The 21,589-nt window shown below is 66.8% G+C and carries 19 protein-coding genes and 1 riboswitch; of the genes, 7 read left to right on the plus strand and 12 right to left on the minus strand.

Annotated elements, in window-relative coordinates; genetic code table 11:
* Positions 1-266 precede the first annotated feature (266 nt).
* The 5 genes from pxpB to P2869_RS16395 all read left to right on the plus strand — a co-directional run bounded on the left by pxpB (position 267) and on the right by P2869_RS16395 (position 4,900).
* The gene (gene pxpB, locus P2869_RS16375; RefSeq protein WP_017772086.1) at positions 267-920 is read left to right on the plus strand and encodes a 5-oxoprolinase subunit PxpB; all 654 of its coding nucleotides are present in this window, start codon (positions 267-269) and stop codon (positions 918-920) included.
* Positions 917-1,966: a biotin-dependent carboxyltransferase family protein gene (locus P2869_RS16380; protein WP_277596991.1), complete on the plus strand. Its 1,050-nt coding sequence runs from the start codon at positions 917-919 to the stop codon at positions 1,964-1,966. The genes pxpB and P2869_RS16380 overlap by 4 nt, the downstream gene beginning before the upstream one ends.
* A gap of 46 nt (positions 1,967-2,012) precedes the next feature.
* A complete protein-coding gene (gene pxpA, locus P2869_RS16385) occupies positions 2,013-2,765 on the plus strand; it encodes a 5-oxoprolinase subunit PxpA (protein ID WP_017772088.1) in 753 nt (250 codons plus the stop codon).
* 414 nt (positions 2,766-3,179) lie between these two features.
* A complete protein-coding gene (locus tag P2869_RS16390) occupies positions 3,180-3,950 on the plus strand; it encodes a DUF969 domain-containing protein (protein ID WP_277596992.1) in 771 nt (256 codons plus the stop codon).
* Positions 3,947-4,900, plus strand: a complete 954-nt coding sequence (locus P2869_RS16395; protein WP_017772090.1) for a DUF979 domain-containing protein — start codon at positions 3,947-3,949, stop codon at positions 4,898-4,900. Before P2869_RS16390 ends, P2869_RS16395 begins: the two co-directional genes overlap by 4 nt.
* A gap of 118 nt (positions 4,901-5,018) precedes the next feature.
* On the opposite strand, the gene P2869_RS16400 is transcribed toward P2869_RS16395, so the two are convergent.
* The 11 genes from P2869_RS16400 to P2869_RS16450 form a co-directional block, all read right to left on the minus strand.
* Entirely contained in the window at positions 5,019-6,194 is a 1,176-nt protein-coding gene (locus tag P2869_RS16400) for a TraB/GumN family protein (protein ID WP_277596993.1), read from the minus strand.
* Positions 6,187-7,212 carry a peptide ABC transporter ATP-binding protein gene (locus P2869_RS16405; protein ID WP_277596994.1) on the minus strand — a complete coding sequence of 342 codons (1,026 nt, stop codon included), beginning with the start codon at positions 7,210-7,212 and terminating at the stop codon, positions 6,187-6,189. Before P2869_RS16405 ends, P2869_RS16400 begins: the two co-directional genes overlap by 8 nt.
* Positions 7,209-8,246, minus strand: coding sequence for an ABC transporter ATP-binding protein (locus P2869_RS16410; protein WP_277596995.1), 1,038 nt, complete (start codon positions 8,244-8,246; stop codon positions 7,209-7,211). Before P2869_RS16410 ends, P2869_RS16405 begins: the two co-directional genes overlap by 4 nt.
* A 1-nt stretch (position 8,247) precedes the next feature.
* Entirely contained in the window at positions 8,248-9,165 is a 918-nt protein-coding gene (locus P2869_RS16415; protein ID WP_277596996.1) for an ABC transporter permease subunit, read from the minus strand.
* A gap of 76 nt (positions 9,166-9,241) precedes the next feature.
* Complete coding sequence (locus tag P2869_RS16420; RefSeq protein WP_199544735.1) at positions 9,242-10,252, minus strand: ABC transporter permease subunit; 1,011 nt, start codon at positions 10,250-10,252, stop codon at positions 9,242-9,244.
* Between the two features lie 131 nt (positions 10,253-10,383).
* Positions 10,384-12,015: an ABC transporter substrate-binding protein gene (locus P2869_RS16425; RefSeq protein ID WP_277596997.1), complete on the minus strand. Its 1,632-nt coding sequence runs from the start codon at positions 12,013-12,015 to the stop codon at positions 10,384-10,386.
* A gap of 283 nt (positions 12,016-12,298) precedes the next feature.
* Positions 12,299-13,129 (minus strand): methylenetetrahydrofolate reductase [NAD(P)H], encoded by an 831-nt coding sequence (gene metF / locus P2869_RS16430; RefSeq protein WP_277596998.1) that lies wholly within the window; start codon positions 13,127-13,129, stop codon positions 12,299-12,301.
* Between the two features lie 15 nt (positions 13,130-13,144).
* On the minus strand, positions 13,145-13,498 hold the full coding sequence (locus P2869_RS16435) for a phage holin family protein (RefSeq protein WP_017772098.1): 354 nt from the start codon (positions 13,496-13,498) through the stop codon (positions 13,145-13,147).
* Between the two features lie 151 nt (positions 13,499-13,649).
* A complete protein-coding gene (gene ahcY / locus P2869_RS16440) occupies positions 13,650-15,071 on the minus strand; it encodes an adenosylhomocysteinase (RefSeq protein ID WP_277596999.1) in 1,422 nt (473 codons plus the stop codon).
* Between the two features lie 32 nt (positions 15,072-15,103).
* Positions 15,104-15,252: riboswitch (S-adenosyl-L-homocysteine riboswitch) on the minus strand.
* A 118-nt stretch (positions 15,253-15,370) separates the two neighbouring features.
* On the minus strand, positions 15,371-16,105 hold the full coding sequence (locus tag P2869_RS16445) for an LrgB family protein (protein ID WP_017772100.1): 735 nt from the start codon (positions 16,103-16,105) through the stop codon (positions 15,371-15,373).
* Positions 16,106-16,151: 46 nt separating this feature from the next.
* Positions 16,152-16,610, minus strand: coding sequence for a CidA/LrgA family protein (locus P2869_RS16450; protein ID WP_026120904.1), 459 nt, complete (start codon positions 16,608-16,610; stop codon positions 16,152-16,154).
* A gap of 113 nt (positions 16,611-16,723) precedes the next feature.
* Between P2869_RS16450 and P2869_RS16455 the strand changes: the two genes are divergently transcribed.
* Positions 16,724-17,668, plus strand: coding sequence for a LysR family transcriptional regulator (locus tag P2869_RS16455; protein ID WP_126878153.1), 945 nt, complete (start codon positions 16,724-16,726; stop codon positions 17,666-17,668).
* 103 nt (positions 17,669-17,771) lie between these two features.
* On the opposite strand, the gene P2869_RS16460 is transcribed toward P2869_RS16455, so the two are convergent.
* Positions 17,772-19,400, minus strand: coding sequence for a GMC family oxidoreductase N-terminal domain-containing protein (locus P2869_RS16460; protein WP_277597000.1), 1,629 nt, complete (start codon positions 19,398-19,400; stop codon positions 17,772-17,774).
* A 426-nt stretch (positions 19,401-19,826) separates the two neighbouring features.
* On the opposite strand from P2869_RS16460, the gene P2869_RS16465 reads away from it, so the two are divergent.
* Positions 19,827-21,518, plus strand: coding sequence for an isovaleryl-CoA dehydrogenase (locus tag P2869_RS16465; RefSeq protein ID WP_277597001.1), 1,692 nt, complete (start codon positions 19,827-19,829; stop codon positions 21,516-21,518).
* The last annotated feature ends 71 nt before the right edge of the window (positions 21,519-21,589 follow it).

Consider the following 21,589-nt stretch of genomic DNA (forward strand, 5'->3'; position numbering starts at 1 on the left):
GCGGGTGCCCGGAATGGCGGTTTGGAGTCGTGGCGAGAGTGTACGACGCCGCAGCAGGCGGCGGCCCTGGCAAAAACGCTTATTGATAATTTGTAGATAAATTATTGAGAATGTACGCTATACGACGAATCGGACGATAACGGTCGGACGAACTTCGGCCAGCGCCTTGCAGTTGCGCCCGCCCCTGCGCCGTCCTACCGTTTGAACGGTCGAGCGCACCGAAACCGCAGGCCGACCGCCGTCGTCCACACCGAACCCATGTACTTATGAGCTCACCCCGCATCTATCCGCTCGGCGACAGCGCCCTCGTCTGCGAAGCGCCGCCGCCCGCCACGCTCGACGTGCAGCGCCGCGTCTGGGCGGCCGCCGAAGCGGCGCACACGTGGCCGCACGTGCTCGAAGTCGTGCCCGGCATGAACAATCTCACCGTCGTGTTCGACCCACTCGAAGCAGACGCCGCCCAGCTCGGCGAACAGCTGGCGGCCGCCTGGCACGCCGCGCCGCGCGCGCATGCCGAAGGGCGCGAGGTGGAAATTCCCGTGGAATACGGCGGCGAAGCCGGCCCGGATCTGCGCACGGTTGCCGAGCACACCGGCCTTTCGCCCGAAGACGTGGCACGCCGTCACGCGGCCGGCGACTACGTGGTGTTCTTCCTCGGCTTCCAGCCGGGCTTTGCCTACATGGGCGGACTGGAAGCCGCGCTGCACACTCCCCGCCGCGCCGAGCCGCGCCTCGAAGTGCCCGCGGGCACCATCGGCATTGGCGGCGAGCAGACGGGCATCTATCCGGCCGTCTCGCCGGGCGGCTGGCAACTCATCGGACGCACCCCGCTGCGACTCTTCGATCCCTCGCGCAACCCGCCCACGCTGCTCCAGCCGGGCGACCGGGTTCGCTTCACCATCGCGGGGATCAGCCTATGATCGAAGTGATCCGCGCGGGGCTTCTGACCACGGTGCAAGACCAGGGCCGCCACGGCTACCGTCACCTCGGCGTGGCGACGGCCGGCGCGCTCGACCGCCTCGCGCTCGAAGTGGGCAACCGGCTGGTAGGCAACCGGTCTCACGCCGCAGCGCTCGAAGTGACCTTCGGCCCGCTCGTGCTGCGCTTTCCGCGCGCCACGCGCGTCGCCATCACGGGCACGGACTTCAGCGCGACGCTCGACGGCAAGCCCGTGTGGTCGTGGTGGAGCCTGCCCGTGCAGGCGGGCCAGGAACTCGCGCTGCAGGCGGCGAAGCGCGGCATGCGCGGCTACGTCTGCGTAGCGGGCGGCATCGACGTGCTGCCTATGCTTGGCTCGCGCAGCACCGACCTCGCCGCGCAATTCGGCGGCCTCGGCGGTCGCGCGCTGAAGGACGGCGACCGCCTGCCGCTTGGCGTGCCCACGCGCACCACGCCCGGCTTCAGCCCGGCGACGCGCGAGTTCGGCGTGGCCGCGCCCGCCTGGTGCAGGTTCGCGCAGGTGGACGAGCCGCACCGGCGCGGCCGGCATCCGTCGGGGCTGCCGTGGGCCGTGCCGGTCCGCGTGCTGCCCGGGCCCGAATACGAGAGCTTCACGCGCGAGGCACAGCAGGCGTTCTGGTCGGACGAATGGCTCGTCACGCCCAACAGCAATCGCATGGGCTATCGCCTTGCAGGCACGCAGCTCGCGCGCAGCCGCAAAACCGAGTTGCTCTCGCATGCCGTGCTGCCCGGCACGATCCAGGTGCCGCCGGGCGGCCAGCCCATCGTGCTGATGGGCGACGCGCAGACCACGGGCGGCTACCCGAAGATCGGCTCGGTGATTCGCGCGGACCTCTGGAAACTCGCGCAGGTGCGCCTGAACGGCGGCGTGCGCTTCATCGAAACCACACCCGACGAAGCGCGCGCCGCGCTCGCCGAAGAACACGCGTATCTGCGGCAGATCGATGCCGCAATCGCCATGCACGAAGAACGCTGCACGGCGGGCATCGCCGCGCGCGCAGCGTAAGCAACATGACGGACGCCGACGGCGTCCAGCACCAACAGGACAGGCCATGGAAATCGATTTGAACGCCGATCTCGGCGAAGGCTGCGGCTCCGACGAAGCGCTGCTCGACCTCGTCAGCTCCGCCAACATCGCGTGCGGCTGGCACGCAGGCGGCGCCAATGCCATGCGCGACTGCGTGCGCTGGGCCGTAAAAAAGGGCGTGTCGATCGGCGCGCATCCCAGCTTCAACGACCCGGAGAACTTCGGCCGCAAGGAGATGGACCTGCCTGCCAGTGAAATCTACGCGGGCGTGCTGTACCAGCTCGGCGCGCTCTCGGCGATCGCGCAGGCCGAAGGTGGACGCATCGCCCACGTGAAGCCGCACGGCGCGCTCTACAACCAGGCCGCGCGCGACCCGAAGATCGCCGATGCGATCGTCTCCGCGGTGCACGACTTCGATCCGTCGGTGGCGGTATTCGCGCTCGCGAACAGCGGACTGGTCACGGCCGCGCGCGCCGCCGGTCTCGTTGCCATCGAAGAAGTTTTCGCCGACCGCGGCTACCGCGCCGACGGCTCGCTCGTGCCGCGCTCGCAGCCGGGCGCTCTGCTCGACGACGAAGACGCCGTGCTCGAACGCACGCTGGGCATGATCCGCGAGCAACGCGTGCAGTCCGTGGAGGGCGAGTGGGTACCGCTCAATGCACAGACCATCTGCCTGCACGGCGACGGCCCGCACGCGCTCGCGTTCGCGCAGCGCATTCGTGCGGCGCTCGACGCGGCCGGCATCGAAGTGCATGCGGCGGGTGCGGCGCGGGTTTGAAGGGGCCGATGCGGTTCGGTGCGGTGAGATGTGCTGAGGTGAAGCGCGGCGACGCGGGAAGCAACGCGCGGGCCGCGCGAGGCACGCGAATGCATCGGGCCACATTCGTCACGCAGCCGCATCGAGCGGCAAGCGCCGCAACGGCAATCGGTAGTGGCAATCGGTAGTGGCAACAGGCAGTGGTAATCGGCAGTGGCAATCGGTAGCCAGCAGCAACAACCGGCAGCAACCAACAGCATTAGAAAAGCAGCACGCAGCAGCACTAAAAGCATCACCCGCATCAAGCATTACCCCGATGTCCAAGCGGCCGCCCAGAGCCGCGCAGCACCTCAAGAGCCGTCACGCGCCATCCCAAGCCGCCACCAGCGGCCAACGAGGCAAGACGGCCCAATCACACCCCGTTTGGAGATCCTGATGCAGACAACCGTCAGCTTATGGCCGCTCATTGGAGTGGCCGTCATCATCGTTGGCTTCGTATTGCGGTTCAATCCGATGCTGATCGTCGCCGTGGCCGCCATCGCCACCGGCGCCGCGGCACACTTCCCGCCCGAGAAGATTCTCGCGGCCATCGGCACCGGCTTCATCAAGACGCGCAACATCCCGCTCATCATCCTGCTGCCGCTCGCCGTGATCGGTCTGCTGGAACGCCATGGCCTGCGCGAGCGCGCGCAGATGTGGATTGCCGGCATCAAGGCGGCCACGGCGGGGCGTCTGCTGATCGTCTATCTGCTCGTGCGCGAACTCACCGCCGCCGTCGGCCTGACGGGTCTGGGCGGGCATCCGCAGATGGTGCGTCCGCTGATTGCGCCAATGGCCGAAGGCGCCACCGAAAACCGCTTCGGCAAGCTCACCGACGCCGTGCGCCAGCGTCTGCGCGCATTCTCCGCCGCAACGGACAACGTGGGCCTCTTCTTCGGCGAAGACATCTTCGTCGCGTTCGGCGCCATCGTGCTCATGACCACCTTCCTCAAGGAAGCCGGCGTCTCTGTCGAGCCGATGCACGTCGCGGTGTGGGGTATCCCCACGGCCATCTGCGCGTTCCTGATTCACGGCTTCCGGCTGTATCTGCTTGACCGCAAGCTGGAGCGCGAGCTCGGCGGCCAGCGCAAGGCTCACGCGAATGCATCCGCCGCAGCCGCCACACCCGCCGCCCACACGAACGCCACCACGGGAGACGAAGCATGACGCTCACCATCAACTACCTGTTCTGGCTGCTGGGCATCGTGCTGCTCGTGATCGGCGGCATGATCGCCACGGACCGCGAGCATCCGCGCCGCTTCACCGCGGGGGGCTTCTGGATTGTCTACGCCGTGATCTTTCTCGTGGGCGACCGCCTGCCGCCCGAAGTGGTGGGCGTGCTCGTGATCGCGATGGCGCTCATTGCCGGCTTCGGCGGCGTGACCGCGGCCAGGCCGAAAGTGCTCTCCGACGAAGTGCGCCGCGCCAGTGCCGTGCGCCTCGGCAACAAGCTCTTCGTGCCCGCGCTCACCATTCCGCTCGTTACCGTGGTGCTGACGCTTTCGGCAAGCCACCTCGTGTTCGGCGGCACGCCGCTCATCGAGGCGAAGAACGTGACGCTGATCGGCTTCGGCGTGGGCTGCGTGATCGCGCTCGGCATTGCGTGCATGCTGACGCGCGACAGCGTGGGCCAGTCGGTGAAGGAAGCGCGGCGTCTCGTGGACGCGCTCTCGTGGGCCGCCGTGCTGCCGCAGATGCTGGGCATGCTGGGCCTCGTGTTCTCGGATGCCGGCGTGGGCAAGGCCGTGGCGCACGTCACCACGTCGTACATCGACATGGACCTGCGCGTGGTCGCCGTGATCGTCTACTGCGTGGGCATGGCGCTCTTCACGGTCATCATGGGCAACGGCTTCGCGGCGTTTCCGGTGATGACGGGCGGCGTCGGTGTGCCGGTGCTGGTGGGCATGTTCCACGCGAACCCGGCCGTGATGGCCGCCATCGGCATGTTTTCGGGCTACTGCGGCACGCTGATGACGCCGATGGCAGCGAACTTCAACATCGTGCCCGCCGCGCTGCTGGAACTGCCGGACAAGAATGCGGTGATCCGCGTGCAGGTGCCTACGGCGCTCGGCATTCTGGCGGCCAACATCGTGCTGCTGAACGTGTTCGGGTTCTGATTCGAGGGACCGGCCGCTTCGGCGGAGTTTCGGCAGAGCTTCGGCGGCCTTCAGCGGCGTTTCGGCAAGGCTTGAGCCTGATTCAACCCAGGCTCAGCGCGGCTTCAATCCGGCCGCTTCAACCCGGATCGACGACAAACCCGTGCTGGCGCAGCAGCGCCAGCACGCCGCGTTGTCCGCCCAGATGCAGTGCGCCGATCGCCACGAAGAGCGGCCGGTTCGGCGCCGCGATCGCCAGCATGCGGGTCACGAACCGGCGATTGCGCTCGTAGACGATCTTGTTGTCCACGGCGTCGGAGACGCGCCGGTCGCGCGCGAGTCGCTCCGATTTCGCGGCCTGCCAGGCGGCGATCGCATCCGCATCGCCCACGCGCCACAGGCGCAACAGCGTCTGCACGTCCGCCGCGTTCTGCGCGGGCGTCTGCACCAGGTCTTGAGCGAGCATCTCGCGCTGCTGCGCGAGCGTGAGACTCGTGAACGCGCGCATCTGCTCAGCCAGCGTTTCGAGGCCCACGATCTTGCGTCCCTTCAGCTTCAGGAACACGTTCTGCAACTGTGCCTCGGTGCCGTACTCGGTCTGCAGGCCCGCGGAGAGCGAGTCGTAAGTCTCCACCAGCAGCGAGGCCAGCCAGGGCCGCATCTTGCGGATCTCGTCGAGCGCGGCGGGGTTGCCCCGCAGACGCATCTCGAGCCGGTGCCACAGCGGCTCGGGCAACAGCCGCGGCAGGCACGGCCGCGAACAGACGCCGTATTTCGTGACGTCGTCCTGCGAGACGAGCAGGTCGTCGGGCGAGAGTTCGAGTGCGAGCGTGGGCGACGCCGTGAGCGCGGCCAGGATGCTGGGGCGAAACGGCTGGCCGGGCGGATAGTCGGCGGGATCGCCCACGTGGAGCGTGCCGAGCACATAGATGGTGGTGGTGCCGTGCGTCGCCACGTAGAACGGCATGCGCGCCGGCTGGGTCCGTACGGGGCCGCCCGCCACGGTGCCCGACGCGGAACTGAATGCGCCGGGCGGCGGATTGAAGCCCGGCAAGGTGGCGCGCGGCTGATTCGCGGCGCCCGGCGGCGGGACCGGCGGCCTGACGCCGCCCGTGCCCGCGACGGCGCCCCGCCCCGACCCACCGAGCATCAGCGCCACGAGCAGCGCCGCGCTCACCAGCCTGCGCCCGAGCGAGCGCCGGACGAAGACGCGGCCCGGGAAAACCGAACGCACAGAGACCAAGCGTGAAGCAGCATGCGCGCCGCTTTCACACAAGCGGCGCGTAAAACGACGCGCCGCCGTCGCTTCAGGCATCCGATTCCCCCACCTCCTCTGCACGGTGGCAGGATACCTGACGGCCATCCACTTCGCGAAGCTTCGGTTCCTCCGTGCGGCACCGCTCGATCGCATACGGGCAGCGCTGGTGGAACGTGCAGCCCGAGGGCGGATTAAGCGGCGACGGCAACTCGCCCTGCAGCTTGATCTTGATGCGGCGGTCCGCCTCGAAGATGGAGGGCGTGGCCGACATCAGCGAACGCGTGTACGGATGCCGCGGACGCTCGAACACCGTCTTCTTGTCGCCCAGTTCGGCCACGCCGCCGAAGTACATCACCATCACGTCGTCAGCGATGTGCTCCACCACCGAGAGGTTGTGCGAGATGAACACGTAGCTCGTCTTGAACTCGTCCTGCAGGTCCATGAAGAGGTTGAGGATCTGCGCCTGGATGGAGACGTCGAGCGCGGACACCGGCTCGTCGGCCACCACGATCTGCGGGTCGAGAATCATCGCGCGCGCAATCGCCACGCGCTGACGCTGCCCGCCCGAAAACATGTGCGGATAGCGCTTGGCGTGCTCGGGCCGCAGGCCGACGATGCGCATCATGTGCGCGATGCGCTCCGCGCGTTCGGCAGCGCTCGCCTGTGCATTGATGACGAGCGGCTCGGCCAGCGTCTGCTCCACCGTCTTGCGCGGATTGAGCGAGGCGAACGGATTCTGGAACACCATCTGCACGCGGCGACGCAGTTGGGAGATGGTCGCGTGATCGGCGCCCGCCACATCCACGCCGTCGATCACGAGGCGCCCCGAAGTGGGCGGCTCGATCATGGTGAGCTGGCGCGCGAGCGTGGACTTGCCGCAACCGGATTCGCCCACCACCGCAAGCGTCTTGCCGCGTTCCAGCGCGAACGACACGCCGTTGAGCGCCTTCACCGTGCCATGCCCGAACATGCCGCGCCGCACGGCGTAGTGCTTCGCGAGGTGGTCGGCCACGAGCACGTGGTCAGTGCCCGAAGCGTGGGTGTCGCGCGGAGGCACCTGAGGGACTGCGTTCATCGTGCGCCTCCCGGTTGAGTCGATTGGGTGGAAGACGGCGCATGCGCGGGTTGCGAAGCACCGCTGCCCGTCACGTTCAGCGGCTTGATGCAGCGCACGCGCGCGAACTCGCCCACGCCTGGCACCGGGTCCAGCGACGGACGCGCCTTCATGCAGTCGTCCACCACGTACTTGCAGCGCGGCGCGAAGAGGCAACCGCGCGGACGGTCATCGCGGCCCGGCACCATGCCCGGCAGCGCCGCGAGCCGCACCGCGCCCACGTTGTGCTCGGGAATCGCGGCGAGCAGCGCTTCGGTGTACGGATGATGCGGCGCTTCGAAAATATCGGGCACGCGGTTCGTTTCGATGATCTCGCCCGCGTACATCACGGCCACGCGCTGCGCGACTTCGGACACCACCGCGAGGTCGTGCGAAATGAGCACGAGCGCCATGCCGCGTTCCTTCTGCAGACGCACGAGCAGTTCCATGATCTGCGCCTGGATGGTCACGTCGAGCGCCGTGGTGGGCTCGTCGGCAATCAGCAGCTTCGGGTTGCAGGCCACGGCCATCGCGATCATCACGCGCTGGTTCATGCCGCCCGACATCTGATGCGGATACGCCGTGATGCGGTTCTTCGCATCGGGAATGCCCACCTGGTCGAGCAGTTCGAGCGCGCGCCGCTCCAGCGCGTCGCCGCGCAGTCCTTCGTGCAGCTTCAGCACCTCCTTGATCTGATAGCCGACGGTGTAGCTCGGGTTCAGGCTCGTAAGCGCGTCCTGAAACACCATCGCCACGTCTTTGCCGATGATCTTGCGCCGCGCTTTCGGCGACGCGTTGAGCAGGTCTTTGCCGTCGAACGTGACCTCGTCGGCTGTGACTTTGCCGGGCGGGTCGATCAGGCCCATCAGCGCCATCATCGTCACGCTCTTGCCCGAGCCCGATTCGCCCACTACGCCCACCACTTCGCCGGGCGCGACCGAGAGGTTGATGCGGTCCACCGCCGGCAGGCCGCTGAAGTTCACCGCGAGATTGCGGATGGTCAATAGGTCTGCCATGTCAGGCCATCCGTTTGAGTTTGGGGTCCAGTGCGTCGCGCAGCCCGTCGCCGAGCAGATTGATGGCGAGCACCGAAATCAGAATGGACAGGCCCGGCATCGTCACGATCCACCAGGCGCTGTCGATGTAGTCGCGCGCCGAGGCGAGCATCGCGCCCCACTCTGCCGCGGGCGGCTGCACGCCGAGGCCAAGAAAGCCGAGCGCCGCGGCATCCAGAATGGCCGACGAAAAACCGAGCGTGGCCTGCACGATGAGCGGCGCCGTGCAGTTGGGCAGCACCTGCGAGAACATCAGCCGCAGCGTGCCCGCGCCCGCCACGCGCGACGCGGTGACGTACTCCTTCTGCAATTCGCCGAGTGCCGAGGCGCGCGTCAACCGCACGTACCCGGGCAATGCGACGATCGCGATGGCGAGCATCGTGTTCGTAAGCCCCGGACCGATGATCGCAACCACCGCCACCGCGAGCAGCAGCGAAGGCAGCGCGAGCAGGATGTCCATGAGCCGCATGATCGGCGTGTCGGCCCACTTCTCGAAGAACGCGGCCACGAGCCCGAGCACGACGCCCGGAATCAGCGCGAGCACGACCGAAACGCAGCCAATCCAGAACGACAGCCGCGCGCCGTACATGAGACGGGAGAGGATGTCGCGGCCCGCTTCGTCGGTGCCCAGCACGAACTTCCAGTTGCCGCCTTCGAGCCACGCGGGCGGAATCTTCACGAAGTCGCGGTATTGCTCGATGGGACTGTGCGGCGCGATGAGCGGCGCGAAGATCGCGACGAACACGAGCAGCAGCACGATCGCGCCGGCGCCCACGGCCCCGCGGTTGCGCGAGAAGTTGGCCCAGAACTCGCGCGCGGCGATGGCGCGGCCGCTGGGCGGCGTCACCGCCTGGGGCACGGTGTTTTGAATGTCGGCCATGCGTCAGGCCTCCCTCGGAACGATGCGGGCCGCCTGCACAGGCGCCCGCCGGATACGGTTGGTTGCTTGCACGGCGTTACCTCGTGTGGCGAATGCGCGGATTCAACACGCCGTACAGCAGATCGACGACGAGGTTCACCACGATCACGAGCGTCGCGATGAGCAGAATGCCGCCCTGCACGACGGGATAGTCGCGGCGGGAAATGGCATCGATCAGCCACTTGCCCACGCCGGGCCACGAAAAGAGCGTTTCGGTCAGCACCGCGCCCGCGAGCAGCGTGCCCACCTGCAGACCAATCACCGTGACGACAGGAATGAGCGCATTGCGCAGCGCATGCACCACCACCACGCGCACGGGCGACAGACCCTTGGCGCGCGCCGTGCGGATGTAGTCCTCGCGCAGCACCTCGAGCATGGACGAGCGCGTCATGCGCGCCACCACCGCGAGCGGAATGGTGCCGAGCACGATGGACGGCAGGATCAGATGGCTCACCGCGGAGCGGAACGCGCCTTCGTCGGTGGAAAGCAGCGCGTCGATCAGCATGAAGCCCGTGACGTGCGGAATGTCGAACTCCACGGCAATGCGGCCGGACACCGGCGTCCAGCCCAGATTCGACGAGAACACCATGATGAGAATGAGGCCCCACCAGAAGATCGGCATCGAATAGCCGGTCAACGCCGTGCCCATCACGCCGTGGTCCACCACGGTGCCGCGCCGGAGCGCCGCGAACACGCCGGCAGGCAGGCCCACCACGAGCGCGAACAGCATCGCGCAGATGGACAGTTCGACGGTGGCCGGAAAGCGCGCGAGGAATTCGCTCATCACGCTCGTGTTGGTGACCACGGACGTGCCCAGGTTGCCCTGCAACGCGTGCTGGACGTAATGGAGGTACTGCATGGGCAGCGGCTCGTCGAGCCCCAGGCGATGCATCGCTTCGGCGTGCATCTGCGGGTCGACGCCGCGCTCGCCCATCATCACCTCGATAGGGTCGCCCGGAATCAGGTGGATGAGCGCAAACGCCAGAATGGTGATGCCGATGAAGGTCGGTATCACCATCCCGATGCGGCGCAAGACGAATCGGAACATGGTTCGTTCCCTTGATTGGGGGAGATGAAAACGCAACCGGCGACAAGGGGCTCATGCCCCCGTCGCCGGACCTTTTTCGACCTGTTTTCTAGTTGCTATGCAAACGGTGCGAAAAGCGTAGTGCTTGCGCCTTACTGCACGCCGACACCGTCGAAGCGCATGTAGCCGAGCGGCTCGATGCGCATGTCGGTCACCTTCTTGCTCACTGGCTGGTAGACCGTGGAGTGAGCGATCGGCGAGAACGGCAGTTGCTGCGCGAAGATCTGCTGCGCCTGCATGTAGGCCTTCGTGCGCTCGCCCTGGTTACTCGTTTCGCGGCCCTTCTGCACGAGTGCGTCGAACGGCTTGTAGCACCACTTCGAGAAGTTGTTGCCGTTCACCGCGGAGCAGCCCAGCAGCGTGCCGAGCCAGTTGTCCGGGTCGCCGTTGTCGCCCGTCCAGCCGATCAGCATGCTGTCGTCTTCGCCCGCGTGTGCGCGCTTGATGTACTCGCCCCACTCATACGTGACGATCTTCGCCTTCACGCCGACCTTCGCCCAGTCGGACTGGATCATCTCGGCCATCAGCTTGCCGTTGGGGTTGTACGGGCGCTGCACGGGCATGGCCCACAGCGTGATCTCGAAGCCGTTCGGCAAACCGGCCTTCGCGAGCAGCGCCTTCGCCTTCTCGGGATCGTAGGCCGCCGCCTTCAGGTTCTTGTCGTAGGACCACTGCGTCGGCGGCATCGGGTTCGTGGCCGCCTGGCCGGCGCCCTGGTAGACCGAATCGATGATCGCCTTCTTGTTGATCGCCATGTCCAGCGCCTCGCGCACTTCCACCTTGTCGAGCGGCTTGTGCTCGACGTTGTAGGCGAGGTAGCCCAGGTTGAAGCCCGGCTGCGACGGCATCGCGATGCCCGACTCGGCCTTCAGCGGCGCGATGTCGGCGGGGCGCGGATAGCTCATCACCTGGCATTCGTTGCGCTTGAGCTTCTGCACGCGCACGCTCGCGTCCGGCGTAATCGAGAAGATCAGCTTCGAGATCTTCACCGCGCCCGGCTTCCAGTAGTCGGGGTTGCCGTCGAAGCGGATGGTCGCGTCCTTCGTGTAGCTGCGGAAGATAAACGGACCCGTGCCCACCGGATACTGGTTGATGTCCGCGGCCTTGCCGGCCTTGAGCAGCTGGTCGCCGTATTCGGCCGAGAGGATCGAGGCGAATTCCATCGCCAGATTCTGGATGAACGGCGCGTTCACCTCGTTGAGCGTGAAGCGCACCGTGTACGGGTCAACCTTCTCGACCTTCGCGATCAGCTTGTCGAGGCCCATGTCGGTGAAGTACGGGAACTGCACCGGGTAGGCCTTGTGGAACGGCTGGTTCGGATCGAGCATGCGCTCGAAGGTGAAGACAACGTCGTCGGCGTTGAATTCGCGCGTCGGCTTGAAGAACGACGTGGTCTGGAACTTCACGCCCTTGCGCAGGTGGAACGTGTAGGTCTTGCCGTCCGGCGAGACGTCCCATTTTTCGGCGAGGCCCGGCTCGACCTTCGTGCCGCCGCGCTCGAATTCCACGAGACGGTTGTAGACGGTGAAGGTGTTCGCCGTGAAGTCGACGCCCGTGGTGTACTGCGCCGGATCGAAGCCCGCGGGACTGCCTTCTGAGCAGTAGACGAGGGTCTTGTTGGGAATATCGGCGGCGTTCGCCAGTTGGGCGCCTGCCATCGATGCCGCTGCGACGGTTGCCAGCATGGTGAGCCGCGCCGTGCGCAACAGGTTGTTTTGCTTCATGTTTCCTCCAGGATCGGAGCCGGCCGGAGCCAGCGTAGCGCGATATTACTGACCTTCGCCGCCCGTCACAAGCAGACGAAAATCCGCATGGCAGGGCTGCAACAAGGCGTTTTGCCGCGTGTCGCGGCCAGCGGGGAACGATGCGGGAAAGTGCCGCGGAGGAATCCGGCTGCGGCAGGCCGTGCCGCGAAAGCACGATAAGCGCCGAGGGACAACAAAAAGCGCCCGCCGCAGGCAGACGAGGAACGGGCACCCGCCGCACGGCGAGTGCCCGATGAAGCGATTACAGACTCAGCCGCTCGCAGATCGCCTTGCTGGCGGTCGCGGCGTTGAGCGTATAGAAATGCAGGCCGGGCACGCCCGCATCCACGAGGCGCCGGCACAGGTCCGTCACCACGTCGAGGCCAAACGCGCGAATCGCTTCGCGGTCGTCGCCGAAGCTTTCCAGACGCCGCGCCACCCAGCGCGGAATCTCGGCGCCGCACATTTCCGAAAAACGCGTGAGCTGCGAGAAGTTCGTGATGGGCATGATGCCGGGCACGATGGGCACGTCTACGCCAAGCTTGCGCACGTCGTCCACGAAACGGAAATAGGCGTCCGCGTTGTAGAAGTACTGCGTGATCGCCGAATTCGCGCCGGCCTTCACCTTGTGAGCGAAGTTTTCCATGTCCTTGCGCGGCGAGCGCGACTGCGGATGGTATTCGGGATACGCGGCCACTTCGATGCGGAACCAGTCGCCGGTTTCGTTGCGGATGAAGCTCACCAGCTCGGAGGCATAGCGCAGCTCGCCCACTTCGCCCATGCCCGAAGGCAGGTCGCCGCGCAGCGCCACGATGTGACGGATGCCGCTTTCGCGGTAGCGGTTGAGAATGGCGCGCAGGCTCTCTTTCGAAGAGCCGATGCACGACAGGTGCGGGGCGGCTTCAATGCCGTCCTTCGCAATGTCGAGCACGGTGTCGAGCGTGCCCTGCTGCGTGGAGCCGCCCGCGCCGAACGTCACGGAGACGAATTTCGGCTTCAGCGGCGCAAGCTGCGCGCGCGTGGCGCGCAGCTTTTCCACGCCTTCCTGCGTCTTCGGCGGGAAGAATTCAAATGAAAGTTCGATCGGGTTCATGGCGGAAAACAGGCATCAGCCGAGGCTGCGATTGCCGAAAACGAGCGCCGAGAGCAACCACGAAATGATGCTGTAGAGAATCGAGCCGAAGAACGCGGACCAGAACCCCGAGACCTCGAAACCCTTCAACAGCGACGCCGCGAGCCAGAAGCACAGCGCATTCACGACGAGGATGAAGAGGCCGAGCGTCAGGATGGTGACGGGCAGCGTGAGCAGGATCAGCACCGGACGCAGCAGCGCGTTGATGAGGCCCAGCACGATCGCGACGATCAGCGCCGTGCCGAAGCTGCGGATATGAATCGACGGCACGAGCCACGTAATGATCAGCAGCGCGAGCGCGTTGATCAGCCAGGTCAGCAGCACGGTCATGGAAGGCTCCTTACGCTTGTTGCCTTGTTGCATCGTTATCGTGATCGCGCTCGAGAGGCGATGGGCGCGCGATCAGGGCTCGGTTGGAGGCTCGCCGCGCGTCCGTGCGGGCCGCGCGCAGGCGGGCCGCACGGAACACGCCGCACGGGACTTAGTAGCGGTAGTGGTTCGGCTTGAACGGACCGGTCTTCTCGACGCCGATGTACTTCGCCTGGTCGTCGGAAAGCTCGGTGAGGTGCGCGCCGATACGCGCCAGATGCAGGCGCGCCACCTTCTCGTCCAGATGCTTCGGCAGCACGTAGACCTTGTTCTCGTACTGCGCACCGCGCGTGAACAGTTCGATCTGCGCGAGCGTCTGGTTCGTGAACGAGTTCGACATCACGAACGACGGGTGGCCCGTCGCACAGCCCAGGTTCACGAGGCGGCCTTCAGCCAGCAGGATCACGCGCTTGCCGTCCGGGAAGATGATGTGATCCACCTGCGGCTTGATGTTTTCCCACTGGTACTGACGCGTGGAAGCAACGTCGATTTCCGAGTCGAAGTGACCGATGTTGCAGACGATCGCGTTGTGGCGCATCGCCTTCATGTGGTCGTGGTTGATGACGTGGTAGTTGCCGGTAGCGGTGACGAAGATGTCGGCCTTGTCGGCGGCGTATTCCATCGTCACGACGCGGTAGCCTTCCATCGCGGCCTGCAGCGCGCAGATCGGATCGATTTCCGTGACCCACACCGTGGCGCCGAGTCCGCGCAGCGATTGCGCGCAGCCCTTGCCCACGTCGCCGTAGCCCGCGACCACGGCGATCTTGCCGGCGATCATCACGTCCGTTGCGCGCTTGATGCCGTCCACGAGCGACTCGCGGCAGCCGTACAGGTTGTCGAACTTCGACTTGGTGACCGAGTCGTTGACGTTGATGGCCGGGAACGGCAGACGGCCTTCCTTCTCCATCTGGTACAGGCGGTGCACGCCGGTCGTGGTCTCTTCGGTCACGCCCTTGATCTGCGCGAGGCGCGTGGAGTACCACGTCGCATCGGCGTCGAGGTGCCGCGCAATCGCCTTGTACAGCGCGACTTCTTCCTCGTTGGTGGGCGTGGCGATGACCGAACGGTCCTTCTCGGCCTTCGAGCCCAGGATCAGCAGCAGCGTGGCATCGCCGCCGTCATCCAGGATCATGTTGGCGAACTCGCCGTTCGGCCATTCGAAGATGCGGTGCGTGAACTCCCAGTATTCGTCGAGCGATTCGCCCTTGAACGCGAACACCGGCGTGCCGCCTTCGGCGATGGCTGCGGCGGCGTGATCCTGGGTCGAGAAGATGTTGCACGAGGCCCAGCGCACGTCGGCGCCCAGTGCCTTGAGCGTCTCGATCAGCACGCCGGTCTGGATGGTCATGTGCAGCGAGCCCGCAATGCGCGCGCCTTTCAGCGGCTGCTGCGCCTTGTACTCGTCGCGAATCTGCACGAGGCCGGGCATTTCGGTCTCGGCAATGTTGAGTTCCTTGCGGCCCCACGCGGCAAGCGAGAGGTCGGCAACGAGGTAATCCTGGGACGGGTTCGATTCGAAAACTGCGGCGTTCATCACGCCCTCCTTTCTAAAAAGACTAGAAATTAATGACGTGAGCGCCGTTCGATGCGGCTTCCTGCCCGCGCGCGAAACGCGCTGCATATGGAAAGGAAGACCGGATTGAAAGCCTCCGAGCCTGGCGGGCCGTGAATACCATCAGGGGGATGGCAGGCCCGTCGCAGCGCTCCTCGGAGACAAGGCGCGATTGTAGCAAATGTTTGACGGCGCGAAAGCGAGAAACGGTGGGGTAAGCGGTGGACGTAAGCGGTGGGCGTAAGCGCGCTGGGAGCGGTACCAGACGCGGATGTGAAGGGTCAGATGGGCAGCAGTTCGAGCAGCGGCACGAGCAGCACCATCGTCACGCCCGCGATCATCATCGTGAGGCTCGCCACCACGCCTTCCTCACTGCCCAGTTCGCGCGCCTTCGCCGTACCCACACCATGGGCGGCCGCGCCGAACAGCGCGCCGCGCGCAAGGCGCGTTCTGAGCGGCACCAGCGCCAGCACGAGTTCGCCAAACAGCATCCCGCAGACGCCCGTCGCGATCACGAAGAGCGCGGTCAGATCCTTCGGCGCGTGAATCTTGTCGGACACAGCGAGCGCAAACGGCGTAGAGACCGAGCGCGTCATCAGACTGCGCTGCAGTTCGGGCGACAGATGCAGCAGCTTCGCGAGCGTAAGCGACCCGCCCACCGCCACGACGATTCCCACCGTCACGCCCACCGCAAGTGAAATCCAGTGGCGCTTCAACAGTTCGCGGTACTCGTAGATCGGCACGGCGAACGCCACCGTGGCGGGGCCCAGCAGCCACATCAGCCAGCGTGTGTCCTGAAAGTACACGGGGTAAGGAATGTGCAGCACCAGCACGATGGCGGCAAGCACGGCCGGCACCGTGAGGAGCGGCGTGAGCCACGGCTTCGGAAAGCGCGCGTAGAGCCACTTCGAAGCGAAATAGAGCACCACCGTCAGCACGAAGCAGCCCGCCGCGATGAGCCGCGAGGCGTCGTCCGCGAAAAGGGAGGCGTAGAACGTGCCCGAAAGGGTGCTCATGAGTCGGTCCTTGCTTACCGCGCCATATCGATTCGGACCCGCCCGCTCAGACGCGGGCCACGGCGCGCGCCGTGAGCACGCGCCGCAGCGCGAGGCGCCGTTCGAAGCGCGCGGCCAGATCCACTGCGACGGCCACTGCCACCATCACCATCAGCGTGCCCGCCATCACCACGAGCGCGAGGCGCCAGCCGTCCTCGCGAAAGAGCCCGCCGTACTGGACGGCAGCCACCGCGGCTGGAATGAAGAACAGCAGCATGTCGCCGAGCAGCCAGTCCGCGCCCGCCTTCACCCAGCGCGGCGCGATACCGCCGGAGAACAGCAGCGCGAGTAGCACGACGAGGCCCACCACGCCGCCAGGCACCGGCAGATCAAGCGCGCGCACCGTGAAATCTGCCGCGAACCACATGCCCGCCAGCGCGGCCGACTGCACGGCGATGCGCGCGACGCGCATCAAGCCAGCCGAACGCGCCGGGGAGACAACAGCGGAGAAACGGTGAGCAGTCATGGCAAACCCTTAGTGACTTCGTATGCGAACGAGTATAGGTTGCGACGCAGCATAAATATAATGACTTAGAATCATCCAAATCATTCCAAACTGGAATTTCGGAGCCTCTCATCGTGGAACTGCGCGCCCTTCGCTACTTCGTCGAGGTTGTCCGCCAGCAAAGCTTCACGGCCGCCGCGGAACTCATGTTCGTGACGCAGCCCACCATCAGCAAAATGGTGAAGTCGCTGGAGGACGAGATCGGCTCGCCGCTGCTCCTGCGCGACGGCCGCCAGATGGTGCTCACCGACGCCGGCCGCATCGTCTACCAGCGCGGCCAGGACGTGCTCGCCGCGCACGCGCAGCTTCAGGCCGAACTCAAGGACCTGGGCACGCTGGGGCGCGGCCAGCTCACCATCGGCATTCCGCCGATGGGCGGCTCGCTCTTCACGCCCGCCATCGCGGCATTCCGGCAGCGTTACCCGAAGGTGGAACTGAAACTGTTCGAACAGGGCTCGCGCGCCATCGAGGCCGCGCTGATGGCCGGTGAGCTGGAACTGGGCGGCGTGCTGCAACCCGTGAACCCCGAAGTCTTCGACGTGCTGCCGCTCACCCGCGAACTGCTCTGGCTCGTGGCGCGCCGCGGCTCGCGCTGGGACGACGCGCAGGCGGTGCCGCTGGCCGATCTGGCGGGCGAGTCGTTCGTGTTCTACGGCGAGAGCCTCGCGCTCAACGACGTCGTGCTGAACGCGTGCGCCAAGGCGGGCTTCACGCCGGCCATCGTCGGACGCAGCGGGCATTGGGACTTCATGGCCGCGCTCGTGCTGGCGGGCGTGGGCGTGGCGCTGCTGCCGGCGCCGTACTGCCGGCGGCTGGACGCCACGCGCTTCACGTGCCTGCCCGTCACCGACCCGCAGATTCCCTGGGACATGGCCGTGGGCTGGCGGCGCAACGGCTATCTATCGAATGCGGCGCGCGCCTGGCTCGACGTGGCGCGCGAAACGCTGCCCGGCGTGGCGGGCAGCGACTTCATGCAGATTCACGGACTGGACCCGACGGGCAGCATCGCGGGGGGCTGATCGAGCCGCTGGTTCGGGGAGCGGCCCGGGTGTCCGGCCCGGGTGTCCGGCTCCAGCGCGTAACTCCGGCGCCTGACTCAAACGCCCGAGCCTGGTGCGCCGATCAAGCCGCCACGTCCAGCACCGTCGCGGGCTGCGTGCGGCGGGCCGCCGCGATGAATTCGGCAGCGCGCTCGCCCACCATGACCGTCGGCGCATTCGTATTGCCGCCAATCAGCGTCGGCATCACGGAGGCGTCCACCACGCGCAGCCCTTGCACGCCGCGCACACGCAGTTGCGGGTCCACGACCGAGCGGGCGTCGCCGCCCATCCGGCACGTGGCCACCGGGTGATAGATGGTGTCCGCCCGGCGCGCGATGGTCTCGCGCAACTCGGCGTCGGTCTGGCCCGGCTTCGTGTAAAGCTCCTTGCCGCCTGCACTCGCGAGCGACGGCGCCTCCACGATGCGCCGCGCGAGTTTCGCCCCTTCCACGAGCAGATCGAGATCGCGCGGGTCCGAGAGAAACTGCGGATCGATCACCGGCGCCACGCGCGCATCCGGGCTCGCCAGCGTCACGGTGCCGCGGCTCGCGGGACGCAGCACACAGACGTGCAGCGAATAGCCGTGCCCCCAGTGCATGTGCCGGTTGTGATCGTCCACGATGGCGGTGCAGAAATGCAGTTGCAGGTCCGGGCGATCCAGCCCCGGCCGGCTCTTGATGAAGCCGCCCGCCTCGGCCACGTTGCTCGTCAGCATGCCGCGCCCTTCGCGCATGAAGGTGAAGAACGCGGGCACCATCTTCGCGAAACCGCGCAGCGAGAAGCCCGTCGTCTCGCTGGACCACACGCGCTTGTTGAGCGTGAAGTCGATGTGGTCGATCAGATTGCGGCCCACCTCCGGCGCGTCGTAGAGCACGGGCAGCCCGAGCGCCTGAAGCTGGGCGCCCGGCCCGATACCCGAGCACATCAGCAGTTGCGGCGAATTGAACGCGCCCGCCGCGAGCACGACCTCGGCGCGCGCCGTGAGCTGCTCGATGCGGCCGGCGCGCGCCACTTCGATGCCGGTTGCGCGGCGCCCGTCGAAGGTGACGCGCAGCACCGCGGCATCTGCGATGGTGGTGAGGTTCGGCTGCGCACGATCGTAGAGGTAGGCACGCGCCACGCTGCAACGCCGACCGTCGCGCTGCGTCACCTGATAGAAGCCGACGCCTTCCTGCAGGGGGCCGTTGAAGTCGTCGTTCGGCGTGAAGCCCGCCTCGACGGCAGCCTGCAAAAAGCGCTCCGAAAACGGATTGCGAAAGCGCAGGTCGGACACGGTGAGCGGCCCATCGGCGCCATGCCACGCGTTCGCGCCGCGCTCGTTGCCCTCGGCGCGGCGAAAGTACGGCAGCACGTCGTCCCACGACCAGCCCTCGCAACCCAGTTGGGCCCATTCGTCGTAGTCCAGAGGATGCCCGCGCGTGTAGATCATCGCGTTGATCGCGCTCGATCCGCCGAAGCCCCGGCCACGCGGCTGGTAGCCGCGGCGCCCGGCGAGTCCGGGCTGCGGCGCCGTCTCATAGCCGTAGTTGGTCTTCATGCGGAACGGCACCGCGGCCGCCACGCCCACCGGCATGTTGACGAAGAGGTTGTGCTCCGTGTGCGGGCCGGCCTCGACGAGGGCGATGGTGGCGTCGGGACAGAGATCCGCGAGGCGGCTCGCCAGTGCGCAGCCGCCGGAACCCGCCCCGGCGATGATGTAGTCGAACTCCATGTGCTCCTCCTGATTTTCGCCCGCGTTTTGTCGCCTGGCGGTGTCTCGTGCACACTTGTCTACGTGTGTTTTTTGCGCATTGTAGGGACCGTTACCGTGGCACGGCGCGTTCGTGCCAGAGCGATCCCTCTAAACGTGCGACGGTCGGCGCACCTATGATGAAGCACCGCGCGCGGGCGCCCCGGCGCCTCGGCGCAGACTTCAGCGGCCGCTGAACGACGTGTTCAAACGCACGCGAATCGCATGAACAACGCGCCGCGCGCCACCGCGCGAGACAATCAAACAGAGGCGAGCCGGCGGTGCGCGGAACGCCTCACCGGCGCCCCAAGCAAGCAACGAAACACCAGACAACCGCCGTCTAGATCACGGCTCGCGCCGGCTGACGAATTCGAGCTCACCAGCCGACGGACACATGGAGACAGCAACATGGACGCGCATGCCTTCGGCAAGACGCACGACGTGACCAACCAGGTGCCGCCGCTGGCGGACTACAACCTGTTCACGAGCGACGCGGCGCTGGCAGCCGCCGTGGAGCGCGAAGGCGCCGGCTGGCACACCGAGGCGCTCTCGCGCGATGGCGCCGCGCTGAGCACGCCCGACGTGCTCGCCCTCGCCGACCTCGCGAACCGCCACACGCCCGAACTCGCCACGCACAACCCGCGCGGCGAACGCATCGACGCGCTCGAATTCCATCCGTCCTGGCACACGCTGCTCGCGCTGCTGCGTCGCGAGGGTCTGCACGCACTGCCGTTCTCGGACCCTCAACGCGGCGCCATGGCCGCGCGCTGCGCGGGCTACTTTCTGCACGCGCAGCTCGAATCCGGCTCGCTGTGCCCGCTCACCATGACCTTCGCGAGCATCCCCGTCCTGCAACGCGAGCCCGCGCTTTTCGAAACCCTGCGCGCGCCGCTCTATTCGCGCGATCACGACGCCCGCGACCTGCCCTACACGCAGAAGCGTTCGATGATGATCGGCATGGGCATGACCGAAAAGCAGGGCGGCTCGGACGTGCGCACGAACCGCACCGAAGCGCATGCACTCGACAGCGGCGGACGCGGCGGCGAGTACCGGCTCGTCGGCCACAAGTGGTTCTTTTCCGCGCCGCAGTGCGACGCGCATCTGGTGCTCGCGCGCACGGGTGAGCACGAAGGGCTCTCGTGCTTCTTCGTGCCGCGCTTCGCGCCGGATGGCTCGAAGAACGCCGTTCAGGTGCAGCGGCTCAAGAACAAGCTCGGCAACCGGTCGAATGCGAGCAGCGAAGTCGAATTCCTGAACGCGTGGGGCGTCATGGTGGGCGACGAAGGGCGCGGCGTACCCACCATCATCGAGATGGCGAACTACACGCGGCTCGATTGCGTGATAGGCAGCGCGGCGCTCATGCGCGCGGCGCTCGTGCAGGCCATTCACCACGCGCGGCACCGCACCGCATTCGGCCGCCACCTGGCCGACCAGCCGCTGATGCAGAACGTGCTGGCCGACCTCGCGCTCGAATCCGAAGCGGCCACCGTGTTGTTCATGCGCCTCGCGCGTGCCTTCGAAGATGCCGCGAGCACGCCCGAAGCGCGCGCGTGGCGCCGCATCGTGACGCCCGCGGCGAAGTTCTGGGTCTGCAAGCGCGCGCTCGAATACACGGGCGAGGCGATGGAAGTGTGGGGCGGCAACGGCTACGTCGAAGAAGGTCCGATGGCGCGCTTCTACCGCGAGGCGCCGGTGAACTCGATCTGGGAAGGCTCGGGCAACGTGATGTGCCTCGACGTGCTGCGCGCCATGGAGCGCGAAGCCGACGCAGCCCAGGCGCTCTTCGCCGCATGGCGCGACGACGCGCAGGGACACCCGGCGCTGGGCGCGGCGCTCGTCAACCTGCTTGCCACGCTGCAGGGCGACCCCGCCACGCGCGAAGCCAGCGCGCGCCGCATCGCCCAGCAGCTCGTGCTCATCGCGCAGGCCGTGCTGCTCGTGCGCCATGCGCCGGCGCACGTGGCCGATGCGTTCATCGCGACGCGCCTTGCCGGCGAAGGCAACGGCGCATCGGGCGGGACAACAGGCGGTCGCGTCTACGGCACGCTGCCGGCCGCGTTCGATCACGCGGCGCTCGTCGCGCGCGCGTTTCCAGCCTGAGGCGTGAAGCCTCGTCCACGCTTTGAAAGAGCCAAACGGGCCAACCAGCGCCAACCAACGCCAACCAACGC

The organism is Paraburkholderia sp. SUR17 (assembly GCF_029536165.1).
Lineage (GTDB): Bacteria > Pseudomonadota > Gammaproteobacteria > Burkholderiales > Burkholderiaceae > Paraburkholderia > Paraburkholderia kururiensis.

What these genes read in the sequence shown, in the direction of transcription:
- pxpB (WP_017772086.1), top strand. Translation starts at nt 267, where the DNA reads ATGAGCTCACCCCGCATCTATCCGCTCGGCGACAGCGCCCTCGTCTGC.
- P2869_RS16380 (WP_277596991.1), top strand. Translation starts at nt 917, where the DNA reads ATGATCGAAGTGATCCGCGCGGGGCTTCTGACCACGGTGCAAGACCAG.
- pxpA (WP_017772088.1), top strand. Translation starts at nt 2,013, where the DNA reads ATGGAAATCGATTTGAACGCCGATCTCGGCGAAGGCTGCGGCTCCGAC.
- P2869_RS16390 (WP_277596992.1), top strand. Translation starts at nt 3,180, where the DNA reads ATGCAGACAACCGTCAGCTTATGGCCGCTCATTGGAGTGGCCGTCATC.
- P2869_RS16395 (WP_017772090.1), top strand. Translation starts at nt 3,947, where the DNA reads ATGACGCTCACCATCAACTACCTGTTCTGGCTGCTGGGCATCGTGCTG.
- P2869_RS16400 (WP_277596993.1), bottom strand. Translation starts at nt 6,194, where the DNA reads ATGCCTGAAGCGACGGCGGCGCGTCGTTTTACGCGCCGCTTGTGTGAA.
- P2869_RS16405 (WP_277596994.1), bottom strand. Translation starts at nt 7,212, where the DNA reads ATGAACGCAGTCCCTCAGGTGCCTCCGCGCGACACCCACGCTTCGGGC.
- P2869_RS16410 (WP_277596995.1), bottom strand. Translation starts at nt 8,246, where the DNA reads ATGGCAGACCTATTGACCATCCGCAATCTCGCGGTGAACTTCAGCGGC.
- P2869_RS16415 (WP_277596996.1), bottom strand. Translation starts at nt 9,165, where the DNA reads ATGGCCGACATTCAAAACACCGTGCCCCAGGCGGTGACGCCGCCCAGC.
- P2869_RS16420 (WP_199544735.1), bottom strand. Translation starts at nt 10,252, where the DNA reads ATGTTCCGATTCGTCTTGCGCCGCATCGGGATGGTGATACCGACCTTC.
- P2869_RS16425 (WP_277596997.1), bottom strand. Translation starts at nt 12,015, where the DNA reads ATGAAGCAAAACAACCTGTTGCGCACGGCGCGGCTCACCATGCTGGCA.
- metF (WP_277596998.1), bottom strand. Translation starts at nt 13,129, where the DNA reads ATGAACCCGATCGAACTTTCATTTGAATTCTTCCCGCCGAAGACGCAG.
- P2869_RS16435 (WP_017772098.1), bottom strand. Translation starts at nt 13,498, where the DNA reads ATGACCGTGCTGCTGACCTGGCTGATCAACGCGCTCGCGCTGCTGATC.
- ahcY (WP_277596999.1), bottom strand. Translation starts at nt 15,071, where the DNA reads ATGAACGCCGCAGTTTTCGAATCGAACCCGTCCCAGGATTACCTCGTT.
- P2869_RS16445 (WP_017772100.1), bottom strand. Translation starts at nt 16,105, where the DNA reads ATGAGCACCCTTTCGGGCACGTTCTACGCCTCCCTTTTCGCGGACGAC.
- P2869_RS16450 (WP_026120904.1), bottom strand. Translation starts at nt 16,610, where the DNA reads ATGACTGCTCACCGTTTCTCCGCTGTTGTCTCCCCGGCGCGTTCGGCT.
- P2869_RS16460 (WP_277597000.1), bottom strand. Translation starts at nt 19,400, where the DNA reads ATGGAGTTCGACTACATCATCGCCGGGGCGGGTTCCGGCGGCTGCGCA.
- P2869_RS16465 (WP_277597001.1), top strand. Translation starts at nt 19,827, where the DNA reads ATGGACGCGCATGCCTTCGGCAAGACGCACGACGTGACCAACCAGGTG.